Below are 14,680 nucleotides of genomic sequence, written 5' to 3' on the forward strand. Positions count from 1 at the left end.
TTGATCGTCGCGGTTCTGGCCTGCCCTCGGCGCAAAGCGGCAGGCCAGAGCGGTTTCAGGCGCGCTTTTTGTGCTGTACGCGCGGAGGTTGGGCCAGGCGTGCGAACAGGTCTTTCGGGTCGGCCAGGTCGGGCACCAGTTCCAGTTCGCTGCCGACGTCCAGCGCCTTGGCCACGTCCAGCACGTAGCGCAGCGCCGAATAGTCTTCGATGGCAAAACCCACCGAATCGAACAGGGTGACCTGGCGCGCATTCTCGCGGCCGGGCGCCTGGCCGTTGATCACTTGCCACAGTTCGGTGACCGGCGAATCGGCCGGCATGTGCTGGATTTCACCTTCGATGCGGCTCTGCGGTTCGTATTCGACGATCACCCGCGCACGCTCGACGATGCGTCGGTCGAGTTCGGTCTTGCCCGGGCAATCGCCGCCCACGGCGTTGAGGTGCATGCCGGGTTCGATCATCTCGTCGGTGAGGATGGTCGCGTAGGCCTTGTCGGCGGTGACGGTGGTGACGATGTCCGCGCCTTTCACCGCTTCGGCCACGCTGGCGGCCAGGATCACCTTGATTGCCGGGAACGCCTTGAGGTTGGCCGCCAGCTTGGCGGTGGCCCTGGCGTCGATGTCGAACAGGCGGATTTCATTGATGCCCAGCAGGGTGTGGAAGGCCAGGGCCTGGAATTCGCTTTGCGAACCGTTGCCGATCAGCGCCATGCTGCGGCTGTTGTCCCGGGCCAGGTAGCGTGCGACCAGGGCCGAGGTGGCGGCGGTGCGAATCGCGGTGGTCAGGGTCATTTCCGCCAGCAGCAGCGGCCGGCCGGTGTCCACGTCACCCAAGGCGCCGAAGGCCATCACGGTGAGCATGCCGGCCTGGGTGTTTTTCGGGTGGCCGTTGACGTATTTGAAGGCATACAGCGACGCGTCGGACACCGGCATCAGTTCGATCACGCCCTCCGGCGAGTGGTTGGCCAGGCGCGCACATTTCTCGAAGTCCTGCCAGCGCAGGTAGTCGGCGCGGATGTACTCGGCCATCTCGGTGATGCAGGTTTGCAGGCCTTTTTGCGAGACCAGGTAGCTGAGGTCGTTGACGTCGATATAGCGGGTCATGGAGTGGCTCCTGTCGTTATTGGAAGGTGGCGCGGGCGGGCAGATGCACTTCCGCGAGCATGCAGCGGGCACTGCCGCCGCCGATGCGTTCGATGTTGTCGATGTTCACCACCACCGGCCGCGTGTGGCGTTCCACATGCCGGCGCTGCGCGGGTTGCAGGGCGTTCCAGGCGCTGGCGGACATCACCAGCAGCGGCTGGCCGTCGCGGTCGTGGACTTCGAGCATGTTGCCGGCGAAGGCTTCCAACTGGTCGAAATCGAGGGCGAGGATGTCCTTGCCGGTGTCGCGCAGGGAATGCTCCAGGGCCTGGCGCTCTTCGGCGTCCGGCAGGGCTTGCAGGCACACCACCGAGAGGTTGCGGCCAACGCTCATCATCACGTTGCTGTGGTAGATCGGCGCGTGGTGGCGGTCGACGGCGTGGAACACGCAGAGCTGGTAGTCGAGGCGTTCGGCGAACTGGCGCAGGGCGTCGTGGTGGGTGCGCCCGGAGTGGCAGGCGTAGCTGATCCGGTGCTGGCGGTCGAGCACCATGCTGCCGGTGCCTTCGAGGAAGATGTTCTGTTGTTCGAGATGGCTGAGGTCAATCGTGTCCTTGATTGCAAAACGCTGTTCGAGGACGTGCAGCACGCCCTTGTTGCGCTCCAATCGGCGGTTCTGGCCTTCCATCGGGTAGAGCACCAGGCTGCCGTCGGCGTGGCTGCTCCACCAGTTGTTGGGGAAGATCGAGTCGGGGGTGTGCGGTGCCGGGGTGTCCTGCACGACCAGGACTTCGACGCCATGCCGGCGCAGGGTGTCGACATAGCCGTCGAACTCTTCCAGCGCTTTGTGCTGTGCGTCGAGCGGGTCGAGGGGCTGGCGTTGGAAACGGTTGTTGATCGCGGTGTCCGGGTTGAAGGCAAAGCGCGCCGGGCGAATCATCAGGACGGTGTTGGTGGTTTGCATGGGGGCACGAATCCATGGGTTGAGCAGTGGAGCTATTTTGTGCGGGCTGACGGAGGAATCCCGGCTGAAACCGAGGCGGCGCTCAGCCGGGAAAGCTGAAAAGTGGGGTGTGGCAGCCGAATCGGCTGTGCGGGCTGGAATGCGATCAAACGGTGGCGGATAGGTTGGCTGACGGAGCGCTATCGCAGGCAAGCCAGCTCCCACATTAGTATGGGGGTGGTTGTGGTATCCGAGTCAGGAAGGAGAGTGCATGTCTATCGCCGTTCGTATTGCCCAGGCCGCCGATGCAGATGGGATCAGCCGGGTCATCCTCGCCGCCTTGCACAGCAGTAATGCGCGGGATTACCCGGCGGATGTGATCGCCCGGGTGGCGGGCAACTTCACACCCGATGCGGTGCTCGAACTGCTCCGGCGTCGGTCGGTGCTGGTGGCGGTTCAGGACGAGGTGATCGTCGCCACCGCTTCCCTTGACGGAAATGTGGTGCGCTCGGTGTTCGTCAACCCGGCGCTGCAAGGGCAGGGCATCGGTCGGCTGCTGATGATCGAAATCGAATTGCGCGCCCGCGAGGCCGGGGTGACGGTGTTGAACGTGCCGTCTTCGCTGAGCGCCGAGTCGTTCTATACCAAACTGGGCTTTCACACCGTGCGCGACGTCTACCATGGCAACGAGCGCACGTTGGTGATGGAGAAAGCGCTGTCGTCGCGTCACCCCATCGGCGTCTACCGCGACCGTTTGCATCGGGCGCAGGTGGTTACGTTGTGGCAGGACGCTTTTGGTTATGACACCGCGCACAACCTGCCGACCCTGGCGATCGATAAGAAGCTGGCGGTCAATGACGGGCTGTTCTTTGTGGCGACGGATAAGAACGTCGTGATCGGTACTGTTTTGGCGGGGTACGACGGGCATCGTGGTTGGTTGTATTCGGTGGCGGTGCGCGCCGACTATCGCCGGCAAGGGCTGGGTGCGTCGCTGGTGCGGCATGCGGAGCAGGCCTTGAGCGCCTTGGGGTGTATGAAGATCAACCTGCAGATCACCGGCGGTAATGACACGGTGGTGGGGTTCTACGAGGCGTTGGGGTACGGGGTGGAGCCGAGGATCAGCATGGGCAAGAAGATGGTGGAAAATATCCCGACTCAATCCTGAGAATGATCGCAGATCAAATGTGGGAGGGGGCTTGCCCCCGATGACGGTGGGTCAGTCGATACCTCCCGTGACTGACACTCCGCTATCGGGGGCAAGCCCCCTCCTACAGGGTATTGCGGTGTGGCGGGGTTAGACCTTGACGATCCAGCCTTCTGGCGCTTCGACGTCGCCGGATTGCACGCCGGTCAGCTCTTTATAGAGCTTCTGGGTGATCGGGCCGACTTCGGTCTCGCTGTAGAACACGTGCAGTTTGCCCTGGTACTCGATGCCGCCGATCGGCGAGATCACGGCAGCCGTCCCGCAGGCACCGGCTTCCTGGAAGATATCCAGTTGGTCGATGAACACTTCGCCTTCGACCACTTCCAGGCCCAGGCGGGTCTTGGCCAGTTCGATCAGCGACATGCGGGTGATGCCTGGCAGTACCGAAGGCGACTTCGGCGTGATGAACTTGTTGTCTCGGGTGATCCCGAAGAAGTTGGCCGAACCGACTTCCTCGATCTTCGAGTGCGTGGCCGGGTCCAGGTAGATGCTGTCGGCGAAGCCGGCTTTTTTCGCTTCGGAACCTGGCAGCAGGCTGGCGGCGTAGTTGCCACCGACCTTGGCGGCGCCGGTGCCGTGTGGCGCGGCGCGGTCGTAGCCGGAGATCTGGAAGTTGTGCGGCACCAGGCCGCCCTTGAAGTAGGCGCCGACCGGGATCGCGAACACCGAGAAGATGAACTCCGGCGCGGTACGCACGCCGATGTTGTCACCGGTGCCGATCACGAACGGGCGCAGGTACAGCGCGCCGCCGCTGCCATACGGCGGGATGAACCGCTCGTTGGCACGAACCACTTGCTTGCAGGCGTCGATGAAGGCTTCGGTCGGCACTTGCGGCATCAACAGGCGACCGCAACTGCGCTGCATGCGCGCGGCGTTCTGGTCCGGGCGGAACAGGTTGATCGAGCCGTCCTTGCAGCGATAGGCCTTGAGGCCTTCAAAGCACTGTTGGCCGTAGTGCAGGGCGGTGGAGCCCTCGCTGATGTGCAGCACGTTGTCTTCGGTCAGGGTGCCCGCTTGCCACTCGCCGTTTTTCCAGGTCTGGATAAACCGCTTGTCGGTCTTGATGTAGTCAAAACCCAGCTTGTCCCAATTGATGCTTTCGTTACCCATGACACCCTCTATCTCTGGTCAAGTCGGTTTTTTTCTGAATGAGCGCAACAATACTGCATTCTTGCTTCATGTGGGAGCGGGCTTTTGTGGGAGGGGGCTTGCCCCCGATGAGGGCGCGCCAGTCGGCACATGCGTTGACTGGCCCAGCGCTATCGGGGGCAAGCCCCCTCCCACAAAAGCCCGCGGTGAGTTTTTTACAGGTGGAGGGCGTGGCCCAGCGCTCGCAGGGCGGCTTCCTGGACGGCTTCGCCTAGGGTCGGGTGGGCGTGGATGGTGCCGGCCACGTCTTCCAGGCGCGCGCCCATTTCCAGGCTCAGCCCAAAGGCGGTGGACAGCTCGGACACGCCGACGCCAACCGCCTGCCAGCCGACAATCAGATGATTGTCACGCCGCGCCACCACCCGCACGAAGCCGCTTTTCGACTCCAGGGTCATGGCCCGACCATTGGCCGCGAACGGGAAGCTCGACACGATGCAGTCCAGCCCCGCCGCCTTGGCCTCGTCGGGCGACTTGCCGACCACCACCAACTCCGGGTCGGTAAAGCACACGGCCGGGATCGCCGCCGGGTTGAATTCGCGGTGTTGACCGCTGATCAGTTCGGCGACCATTTCGCCCTGGGCCATGGCCCGGTGCGCGAGCATCGGCTCGCCGCTGAGGTCGCCGATGGCCCACACATTGCGCATGCTGGTCTGGCAGCGGTGGTCGATCCTGACCGCCGCGCCGTGCATCTCCAGGTCCAGCGCTTCGAGGTTCCAGCCCCGGGTGTTGGGGGTGCGACCGACGGCGACCAGCACCTGATCGGTCTCCAGCGACACGGTGTCGCCCTTCGGGTCGCGCACTTGCAGGCGGTTGTGCTCAAAGCCGGTGACGCTGTGCTTGAGGTACAGCTTCACACCCAATTGCTTGAGCGACTCGGCCACCGGCTGGGTCAGCTCGGCGTCGTAGGCCGGCAGGATACGCTCCTGCGCTTCGACCACGCTGACTTCGGCGCCCAGCTTGCGGTAGGCAATCCCCAGTTCCAGGCCGATATAACCGCCACCCACCACAATCAGGCGCTTGGGCACGCGGGTCGGCGCCAGGGCTTCGGTGGACGAGATGATCGGCCCGCCGATCGGCAGCATCGGCAGGTTGACGCTTTTCGAGCCGGTGGCCAGCAGCAGGTGTTCGCACTGGATACGCTGGCCGTCGACGTCGACGGTCTTGCCGTCCACCACCTGGGCCCACCCGTGGATGACCTGCACCTTGTGTTTCTTCAGCAGCGCGGCAACCCCGCTGGTCAGGCGGTCGACGATGGCGTCTTTCCAAGCCACGCTTTTGCGGATGTCCAGGGTCGGCACATCCACTTCGATGCCCAGTTGGGAGCCCTGGCTGTGGTGTACGGTCTGCTGGAACTGTTCGGCCACGTGGATCAAGGCCTTGGACGGGATGCAGCCGATATTCAGGCAGGTGCCGCCCAGCGCCTGGCCTTCCACGAGGATGGTCGGGATGCCCAGCTGGCCGGCGCGGATCGCCGCCACATAACCGCCAGGGCCGCCGCCGATGATCAGCAGGGTGGTGTGCAATGTCTGAGTCATGCCCTTACTCCAGGAACAGGCTGGCGGGTTGTTCGAGCAGGCCGCGAATGGCCTGGATGAATTGCGCCGCGTCCATGCCGTCGACCACGCGGTGATCGAACGAGCTGGAGAGGTTCATCATCTTGCGGATCACGATCTGGCCCTTGATCACCATCGGCCGCTCGACGATGCGGTTGACGCCGACGATGGCCACTTCCGGCAGGTTCAGCACCGGCGTGCTGACGATGCCGCCCAAGGCGCCGAGGCTGGTCAGGGTGATGGTCGACCCCGACAGTTCGTCGCGGTTGGCCTTGCCAGTGCGCGCGGCGTTGGCCAAACGCGCGATTTCCTCGGCATTGCCCCACAGGCTGCGTGCTTCGGCGTGGCGCACCACCGGCACCATCAGGCCCACATCGCTCTGGGTGGCGACGCCCACATGCACCGCACCGAGGCGGGTGATGACCTGGGCTTCGTCGTCGTAACGCGCATTGATCTGTGGGAAATCGCGCAACGCCACGACCATGGCGCGCACGATGAACGGTAGCAGCGTCAGCTTGCCGCGTGTCGCGCCGTGTTTTTCATTGAGGTGTACGCGCAGTTCGTCGAGGGCGGTGACGTCGATCTCTTCCACATAGCTGAAATGCGCGGCGCGCCGGGTGGCGTCCTGCATGCGCTGGGCGATTTTGCGGCGCATGCCGATCACCGGGATCTGTTCTTCGTCGTTGCGTTCGGCGTAGGGGTTGGCGGCCGTAGTTTTTTTCGCCGGACTCTGGAGCAAGTAAGCGTCCAAATCTTCGTGCAGAATCCGGCCCGCCGGACCGGACCCCTGCACCAGGCGCAGGGGAATGCCTGCATCCAGCGCATGCTTGCGCACGGCGGGGGAGGCCAGCGGACGCTCGTTGGCATCGCGGGCCACGGGGGCCTGGAGCGCGACGGACGGTTTGAGCGCCAGTGTGCTTTCTACCGCTGGGGCCGGCTTGCTTTGCGCTACCGGCGCAGGCGCCGCCTTGGCCGGTTCAGCCGCCATCGGCACGTCTTTGGTATTGCCCGCGCCTTCCACTTCGATGCTGATCAGCACACTGCCCACGGCCATGACTTCACCCGGCTCGCCGCCGAGGGCAAGTACCTTGCCGTGGACAGGCGAGGGAATGTCCACCATCGCCTTGTCGGTCATCACATCCGCCAGCACCTGGTCTTCGACGACCTGGTCGCCGACCTTCACATGCCAGGCCGAGAGTTCAACTTCTGCGATGCCTTCGCCAATGTCCGGCATCTTGATAACGTGCGTGCCCATTCAGACCTCCATGACCCGTTTCAACGCCGCGCCCACACGGGACGGCCCTGGGAAATACGCCCATTCCTGCGCGTGCGGGTAGGGGGTGTCCCAACCGGTGACGCGTTCGATCGGCGCTTCCAGGTGGTGGAAGCAATGTTCCTGCACCAGCGCCACCAGCTCGGCGCCAAAGCCGCAGGTGCGGGTGGCTTCATGCACCACCACGCAACGGCCGGTCTTTTTCACCGAGTTGACGATGGTTTCCAGGTCCAGCGGCCACAGGCTGCGCAGGTCGATGACCTCGGCGTCGATACCGGTTTCTTCGGCGGCGACTTGCGACACGTACACGGTGGTGCCGTAGGTCAGCACGGTGACGGCCGAACCCGGACGCACGATCGCGGCCACGTCCAGCGGCACGCTGTAGTAACCGTCCGGCACTTGCGCCTGCGGGTGTTTCGACCACGGCGTTACCGGGCGGTCGTGGTGGCCGTCGAACGGGCCGTTGTACAGGCGCTTGGGTTCGAGGAAGATCACCGGGTCGTCGTTTTCGATCGAGGCGATCAACAGGCCCTTGGCGTCATAGGGGTTGGACGGCATCACCGTGCGCAGGCCGCAGACCTGGGTGAACACCGCTTCGATACTCTGGCTGTGGGTCTGGCCGCCGTAGATGCCGCCGCCGCAGGGCATGCGCAGGGTCAACGGCGCGGTGAACTGGCCGGCCGAGCGATAACGCAGGCGCGCCGCTTCGGAGATGATCTGGTCGCTGGCCGGGTAGACGTAGTCGGCGAACTGGATTTCCGCCACCGGGCGCAGGCCGTAGGCGCCCATGCCCACCGCCACGCCGACGATGCCGCTTTCGGAGATCGGCGCGTCAAACACCCGCGAACTGCCGTACTTGTTCTGCAAGCCTTCGGTGCAACGGAATACGCCGCCGAAATAGCCAACGTCCTGGCCGAACACCACTACGTTGTCGTCACGCTCAAGCATCACGTCCATGGCCGAGCGCAGGGCCTGGATCATGGTCATGGTGGTGGTGGTCATGGCGGTTTCCAATTCGATGCTGTTGTTGTGATCGTTCATGTCAGACCCCCAACTCTTGACGCTGGCGCTTCAAGTGCTCCGGCATCTCTTTGTAAACGTCTTCGAACATGGTCGCGGCGCTTGGAATCTGGCCGCCGGCGAGGGTGCCGTACTGTTCGGCTTCTTTTTGCGCCTTGACCACTTCGGCTTCAAGTTCGGCACTGACCGCCGCGTGTTCCTCTTCGGACCACTGGCCAGTCTTGATCAGGTGCTGTTTGAGGCGCGCAATCGGGTCGCCCAACGGGAAGTGGCTCCAGTCATCGGCGGGGCGGTATTTGGAGGGATCATCCGAAGTGGAGTGCGGGCCGGCGCGGTAGGTGACCCATTCGATCAGGGTCGGGCCGAGGTTGCGCCGCGCGCGTTCGGCGGCCCAAGCGGAAGCGGCGTACACCGCGATGAAGTCGTTGCCGTCCACGCGCAGCGAGGCGATGCCGCAACCGACGCCGCGTCCGGCGAAGGTGGTGGCTTCACCGCCAGCGATGGCCTGGAAGGTGGAGATGGCCCACTGGTTGTTGACCACGTTGAGAATCACCGGCGCGCGGTAGACGTGGGCGAAGGTGAGGGCGGTGTGGAAGTCCGATTCGGCAGTGGCGCCGTCGCCGATCCAGGCCGAGGCGATCTTGGTATCGCCCTTGATCGCCGAGGCCATGCCCCAGCCCACGGCTTGTACGAATTGGGTGGCAAGGTTGCCGGAAATGGTGAAGAAGCCGGCGTCTTTCACCGAATACATGATCGGCAGTTGCCGGCCCTTGAGCGGGTCGTGCTCGTTGGACAGCAGTTGGCAGATCAGGTCCACCAGCGGCACGTCGCGGGCCATCAGGATGCTTTGCTGGCGATAGGTGGGGAAGCACATGTCGTCGATGTTCAGGGCCAGGGCCTGGGCGCTGCCGATGGCTTCTTCGCCGAGGCTCTGCATGTAGAACGACATTTTCTTCTGACGCTGGGCGACCACCATGCGGTTGTCGAAGATGCGCGTCTTGAGCATGGCGCGCATGCCCCGGCGCAGGATCTCGACAGGCACGTCTTCAGCCCACGGACCGAGGGCCTGGCCCTGGTCGTCGAGCACGCGGATCAGGCCCTTGGCCAAATCGGCGGTGTCGGCGGGTTCTACGTCGATGCTGGGTTTGCGCACCAGGCCGGCGTCGGTCAGACGCAGGTAGGTAAAGTCAGTCTTGCAGCCTGGACGGCCCGAGGGTTCGGGAACGTGCAGGCGCAGTGGTGCATACGGCTGGTTCATGGCTTTCTACGCTCGATCTTGTGAATTTCTTGTAGTGGGCGCGCTAGCTGACCGTCATCCTCCGGGTAGGAGAAATCTTGTCCTACAACAATCATAGGCGGGGCGTAGAAGAATATTTATCTGTGTTTCGTTGCGCTCTGGCTCATTTGCGGATAAAAAAACTGCATAAACATAATAAACAGGTGATTTTGTCTCATGCGCAAACTGGACCGTACCGATATCGGCATTCTCAACGCCCTGCAGGAGAATGCGCGCATCACCAACGCCGACCTCGCCCGCTCGGTCAACCTGTCGCCCACGCCGTGTTTCAATCGGGTCAAGGCGATGGAGGAACTGGGCCTGATTCGCGACCAGGTAACCTTGCTCGATGCCGACCTGCTGGGGCTGCACGTCAACGTGTTTATCCATGTCAGCCTGGAAAAGCAGAACGAACTGGCCTTGCAGCAATTCGAAGGGGCGATTTCCGACCGGCCCGAGGTGATGGAGTGCTACTTGATGGCCGGCGACCCGGACTATTTGATCCGTGTGTTGGTGCCGACGATCCAGTCGCTGGAGCGTTTCATGATGGACTTTCTGACCAAAGTGCCAGGTGTTGCCAATATCCGCTCCAGCTTCGCTCTTAAACAAGTGCGCTATAAGACCGCGTTGCCACTGCCGCCGGATGGATTGATGGTCTGAGACAAGGTTCGCGGCGCAACGCAACGCAACTCATGCATTGCTCTTTATTGGCGCGCGCTTTTTAGTATTGACACCTGTCAATGTATGTTTTACCTGAGCGCTCTATTGTATCGGCTACGTTCCCCATTCAAGTGGCCGGACAAGTCATGGAGACTCAGCCGCCAAGGTGCCGTGTACCCTACGACTTTAATCTAACTTCGTATTCTAAATATTGCCGCCTGGGCCGATTGACTTCCAACGCGCTTTGGGCTTCAGGCTGGATGAGTTTTGTTGTTTAGCTAAGTAATTAAAAAGAACGGTTTTTTTTCTTGCATCATAAAAATTTCCTTGATCGCTCACGAATTTTTCACGCGTTATTAAACAAATTAGTTGCTATAAGCCACCTAACTAACAAGTCCACGTAAAAGGTGAATCGAGATGTCTATGAGATCCCTGAAATTGAATCTACGTACCACCCTTTGTTTCGGAGTGGTTTGCATTCTGCTGTTAATACAAGGGGGCATGACGCTGGTAAAAGTCGATTCCGTCTATTCTTCAACCGTTGAGATTGAAAACAACTGGCTGCCCAGTATTCGCCTGGCCGGAAGAATCGATTCAGCCCTGTTTAAGTTGCGTCTGGAGTTGCGCCGTTTTGCCATGGACAGTGCCCGGCAGGATCAAAGTTCACGGGATAGCCTTCAAAGTATCCGATCGGAGTTGATGAAGATCGCCCAGAGCTACGCTCCCATGGTGTCGAGCCCCGAGGAGCAGGCCAAATATGACGAAGTCATGAGCAGTATTGGCACTTACAACCAGAAGATCGACGAGTTTCTGACACTCTCTACCACAGGCTCCTCCGCGCAGATCGCCGCTTATCTGAGCGACGTGCAAGCCCCCGTCGCCCTCAAGGCGCAGGACTCGATCAACGACCTGATCACCCTGAACGGGCGCGGCTCCAATGAGGCGGTGCGGATCGCCTCCAGCGAATACAACGCGACTCGTCTGTTTACCTGGGTGCTGATGGGCGCTTCAGTGCTGTTGACCGTGGTCGTCGCGAGCCTGTTTACCCGCAGTATCATTACCCCAGTGCGTGAGTTGCTGGTGTCGACCTCCAAGATCGCCGACGGTGATCTGCGCGTGGCCATCGCCGTCAACGGCAAGGATGAGCTGACGGAGCTGCAACAATCGACTGCCGCGATGCAGATGAACCTCAAAACCACTTTGCAGCACATCTCCGAAGCCTCCGGGCAGTTGGCCTCGGCTGCCGAAGAGATGAGTTCGATTACCCGTGAGTCCAGCGCCGGTATCGAGCGCCAGAGCATGGAAACCGACCAGGCCGCCACGGCGGTCAATGAGATGACTGCGGCGGTGGAAGAAGTCGCGCGCAATGCCGTCTCGGCCTCCCAGTCGACCCAGGACTCCCAACGCTCGGCCCAAATCGGCCAGGAGCGTGTGACCCAGACCATCGCGTCGATTGAAAAACTCAGCGCCACCGTGCAGCAGACCGGTATGGAAGTCGAAGGCCTGGCCAAGCAGGCCCAGGACATCGCACGGGTGGTGGAAGTGATCCGCTCGATTGCCGAACAGACCAACCTGCTGGCGCTGAACGCCGCCATCGAAGCGGCGCGGGCTGGCGAGCAAGGCCGAGGGTTTGCGGTGGTGGCCGATGAAGTGCGGGCGCTGGCTCACCGGACCCAGACCTCGACCCAGGAAATCGAGCAGATGATCGCGAAGATCCAGGTCTGTTCCAACGAGGCGGTGTCGTCGATGACCATGAACCGCAGCGAAGCGGTGGACTCCCTGAAAATCGCCCACGAAGCAGGCCAGGCCATCACCCAGATCACCGAAGCGATTGCCGACATCAACGACCGGAACCAGTTGATCGCGACGGCCTCCGAAGAACAGGCGCATGTGGCGCGCTCCGTCGACCAGAACCTGATCAGCATTCGCGACCTGTCGATCCAGAGTTCGTCGGCCGCCGGGCAAACGTCGATTGCCAGCCACGAACTGTCGAAGCTGGCGATGGATCTCAAGCAGATTGTGGCGCAGTTCTCCATCGCGTGAACCAGCGACGCAGGTGGCCGGTTGAGCGCGTTCAGAGCTGATTGAGCGGGATCTTCAGGTACACCACCCCATTCTCTTCGGGCGGCGGCAGATTCCCCGCCCGCACATTCACCTGGATCGCCGGCAGCAGCAGTGTCGGCATCCCCAGCCCGGCATCGCGCTGGGTCCGCATCTGCACAAACGCCGCTTCATCCACCCCGTCATGCACATGGATATTGCCCGCGCGCTGCTCGGCCACGGTGGTCTGGCACCGGGCCTCACGGCCTTGTGGCGGGTAGTCGTGGCATACGTACAGTCGCGTCTGCGGCGGGAAGGCCAGGAGCTTGCGCATCGACGCATACAGCTGGTGTGCATCGCCACCGGGGAAGTCGCAGCGGGCGGTGCCGACGTCGGGCATGAACAGGGTGTCGCCGACCAGGATCAGTTGATCGTCGATCAGGTAGGCCATGTCCGCCGGGGTGTGGCCGGGCACGTGCAAGGCCTGGGCCTTCAAGTTGCCGATAGGGAAGATTTCATCCGGGGCAAACAGGTGGTCGAACTGCGAACCGTCGACGTGAAATTCCGGCTCCAGGTTGAACAGGTGCTTGAACACGTGCTGCACCTTGCTGATGGCCTGGCCAATGGCGATCTTGCCGCCCAACGTCCGGCGCAGGTAAGGCGCGGCGGACAGATGGTCGGCATGGGCGTGGGTTTCCAGCAGCCATTGCACCTGCAAGCGATGTTCGCGCACGTAGGCAATCACCTTGTCGGCCTGGCGTGTGTCGGTGCGCCCGGAGGCCGGGTCGTAATTGAGCACCGAGTCGACGATGGCGCAGGGGCCATCGTCGGCCTCATGCACCACATAGGTGTAGGTCGACGATGCCTCGTCCAGAAAAGCCTGAATCAACGCGGGCATGGGCGGCGGTCCTTGGTGGCGGGCTGCGGGTTACATTCGCGATGTGTCCCACATGGGCTTGGCAGATTAAGGGAAAAAAGCGCTGCGAGGCAAAGTGTCGACCTGTAACAGGACATGACGCGGTCTTTCGGCATGTTGTTCAGGGTCGGTCTTACACCCTAAGTGCCGCGTCTGTGAACGGGCCGGTCTTACACCGAATTTGCCGAGCCCCCGCTGCCCGTCCAAAGCACCCTGAAATTGGCGCCAAGGCAGCGTAGGCCGTGGCCTGGCAGCTTTCGATAATCGCCTCCGACATCATGTCCCCGTTGCGGAGCGCACCATGCATAACAATAAGAAACTCCCCCTGCGTCTGTTGCCTGTGTTTCTCGTCGGCCTGGGCCTGAGCCCGTTCGCCAGCGCCGAAATCATGCTGTACGACAAAGACGAAACCACCTTCTCCACCGATGGCTACATCAACGCCTTCTACGTCAACAGCAACGTAGACCGCGCCGGTGACCAATACGACCGCCGCCAGGCTCGGGTGAAGATGGGCTTTTTGCCCAACTACCTGGGCTTCAACATGACCAAGCAGGCCGACGACCTCAAGCTCGGCGCCCGTGCCTCGTTCTGGGTGACCATCAACGACAGCCAGACCAACGGCACCGACACCGCCATCGATGTGCGCCAGTTCTACGGCACCGTGGCCAACCCGGAGTGGGGCGAAGTGCTGATCGGCAAGGACTTCGGCCTGTTCGCCCGCTCCAACATCCTGCTCGACGAATTGCTCGCGGGCTACGGCCAGGTCAGCGACAGCCTCGGCCTGGTCGACGGCGGCGGGGTTTCGTTCGGCAATATCGGCAGCGGCTATCCATACCCGTTCCCGACCTCGCAGATCACCTACCGCACCCCGGTGATGGACGGCCTGCGTGTTGCCGTCGGCATCCTCGACCCGGTCGATACCAACGACAGCAGCCCCCAAGGCAAGGCCTACCAGAAAAACCCGCGTACCGAGAGCGAGATCACCTACCAGTTCGACCTGGGCGGGGCGAAGATCTACAGCTGGCTCAACGGCAGCTACCAGACCTCGGACAACACCGATTCCAACGTCGACAGCGTCACCTCCAAAGGCGTGGGCTACGGCGTGCAGGCGAAAATGGGCGGCCTGTCCCTGACCGGCTCGGGCTTCCAGGCCAAGGGCATCAACCCGTTCTTCACCAACAATGCTGGCGAAGCGACCCTGCGCAATGTCGACAGCAACGGCTACCTGCTGCAGGGTTCCTACAAATTGGGCAAGAACCGCCTGGCGCTGTCGTATGGCAAGACCAAGGACGACGGCAATGGCGTGGTGGGCAGCGGCGCCGACTATGACACCCGTGGCATTGCGCTGTTTCACGACGTGAACGACAACCTGAAGCTGGTCGCCGAATACAACCAGTTCCAGATCAAGGGGCATGACACCAGCGCCCAAAATGAAGACACCGACACCTTCGCCGTCGGTGCCGTGCTCACCTGGTAAGACCTGACTGCCCTGGTCTTTAAGTGGTACGCGGTCAAAATGTGGGAGGGGGCTTGCCCCCGATGGCGGTGGTTCAGTTGGCTCATTT

General features: G+C 62.2%; 12 protein-coding genes. 4 read left to right on the forward strand and 8 right to left on the reverse strand.

The features are described from left to right. Positions 1 to 55: 55 nt before the first annotated feature. Together ACVWZP_RS00930 and ctlX are read right to left on the reverse strand one after the other, a co-directional pair. Complete coding sequence (locus ACVWZP_RS00930; RefSeq protein ID WP_232565852.1) at positions 56 to 1,102, reverse strand: ornithine cyclodeaminase; 1,047 nt, start codon at positions 1,100 to 1,102, stop codon at positions 56 to 58. A 16-nt stretch (positions 1,103 to 1,118) separates the two neighbouring features. Beyond that, positions 1,119 to 2,045, reverse strand: coding sequence for a citrulline utilization hydrolase CtlX (ctlX, locus tag ACVWZP_RS00935; RefSeq protein WP_057005600.1), 927 nt, complete (start codon positions 2,043 to 2,045; stop codon positions 1,119 to 1,121). A gap of 250 nt (positions 2,046 to 2,295) precedes the next feature. Here ctlX and ACVWZP_RS00940 point away from each other — a divergent pair, with 250 nt between their 5' ends. Then, positions 2,296 to 3,189: a GNAT family acetyltransferase gene (locus ACVWZP_RS00940; protein WP_017847504.1), complete on the forward strand. Its 894-nt coding sequence runs from the start codon at positions 2,296 to 2,298 to the stop codon at positions 3,187 to 3,189. Positions 3,190 to 3,318: 129 nt separating this feature from the next. Here ACVWZP_RS00940 and ACVWZP_RS00945 read toward each other — a convergent pair whose 3' ends face one another. From ACVWZP_RS00945 to ACVWZP_RS00965, 5 genes are all read right to left on the reverse strand, one after another. Next, positions 3,319 to 4,338, reverse strand: a complete 1,020-nt coding sequence (locus ACVWZP_RS00945) for a branched-chain amino acid aminotransferase (protein ID WP_017847503.1) — start codon at positions 4,336 to 4,338, stop codon at positions 3,319 to 3,321. Between the two features lie 194 nt (positions 4,339 to 4,532). After that, on the reverse strand, positions 4,533 to 5,912 hold the full coding sequence (lpdA, locus tag ACVWZP_RS00950; RefSeq protein WP_177029507.1) for a dihydrolipoyl dehydrogenase: 1,380 nt from the start codon (positions 5,910 to 5,912) through the stop codon (positions 4,533 to 4,535). 4 nt (positions 5,913 to 5,916) lie between these two features. Continuing rightward, positions 5,917 to 7,185 carry a dihydrolipoamide acetyltransferase family protein gene (locus ACVWZP_RS00955; RefSeq protein ID WP_457369293.1) on the reverse strand — a complete coding sequence of 423 codons (1,269 nt, stop codon included), beginning with the start codon at positions 7,183 to 7,185 and terminating at the stop codon, positions 5,917 to 5,919. Beyond that, positions 7,186 to 8,244: an alpha-ketoacid dehydrogenase subunit beta gene (locus ACVWZP_RS00960; RefSeq protein ID WP_017847500.1), complete on the reverse strand. Its 1,059-nt coding sequence runs from the start codon at positions 8,242 to 8,244 to the stop codon at positions 7,186 to 7,188. Position 8,245: 1 nt separating this feature from the next. Further along, entirely contained in the window at positions 8,246 to 9,481 is a 1,236-nt protein-coding gene (locus ACVWZP_RS00965; protein WP_046487271.1) for a 3-methyl-2-oxobutanoate dehydrogenase (2-methylpropanoyl-transferring) subunit alpha, read from the reverse strand. Between the two features lie 195 nt (positions 9,482 to 9,676). On the opposite strand from ACVWZP_RS00965, the gene ACVWZP_RS00970 reads away from it, so the two are divergent. Together ACVWZP_RS00970 and ACVWZP_RS00975 are read left to right on the forward strand one after the other, a co-directional pair. Then, the gene (locus ACVWZP_RS00970) at positions 9,677 to 10,159 is read left to right on the forward strand and encodes an Lrp/AsnC family transcriptional regulator (RefSeq protein WP_017847498.1); all 483 of its coding nucleotides are present in this window, start codon (positions 9,677 to 9,679) and stop codon (positions 10,157 to 10,159) included. 423 nt (positions 10,160 to 10,582) lie between these two features. Next, entirely contained in the window at positions 10,583 to 12,202 is a 1,620-nt protein-coding gene (locus ACVWZP_RS00975) for a methyl-accepting chemotaxis protein (protein ID WP_457369294.1), read from the forward strand. A gap of 31 nt (positions 12,203 to 12,233) precedes the next feature. Here the strand turns inward: ACVWZP_RS00975 and ACVWZP_RS00980 are convergent, their stop codons facing one another. After that, on the reverse strand, positions 12,234 to 13,097 hold the full coding sequence (locus tag ACVWZP_RS00980) for an MBL fold metallo-hydrolase (RefSeq protein ID WP_079444260.1): 864 nt from the start codon (positions 13,095 to 13,097) through the stop codon (positions 12,234 to 12,236). 319 nt (positions 13,098 to 13,416) lie between these two features. Between ACVWZP_RS00980 and ACVWZP_RS00985 the strand changes: the two genes are divergently transcribed. Next, positions 13,417 to 14,592 (forward strand): porin, encoded by a 1,176-nt coding sequence (locus ACVWZP_RS00985; RefSeq protein WP_017847495.1) that lies wholly within the window; start codon positions 13,417 to 13,419, stop codon positions 14,590 to 14,592. Positions 14,593 to 14,680: the final 88 nt, after the last annotated feature.

This window comes from Pseudomonas sp. TE36184, from assembly GCF_054060055.1.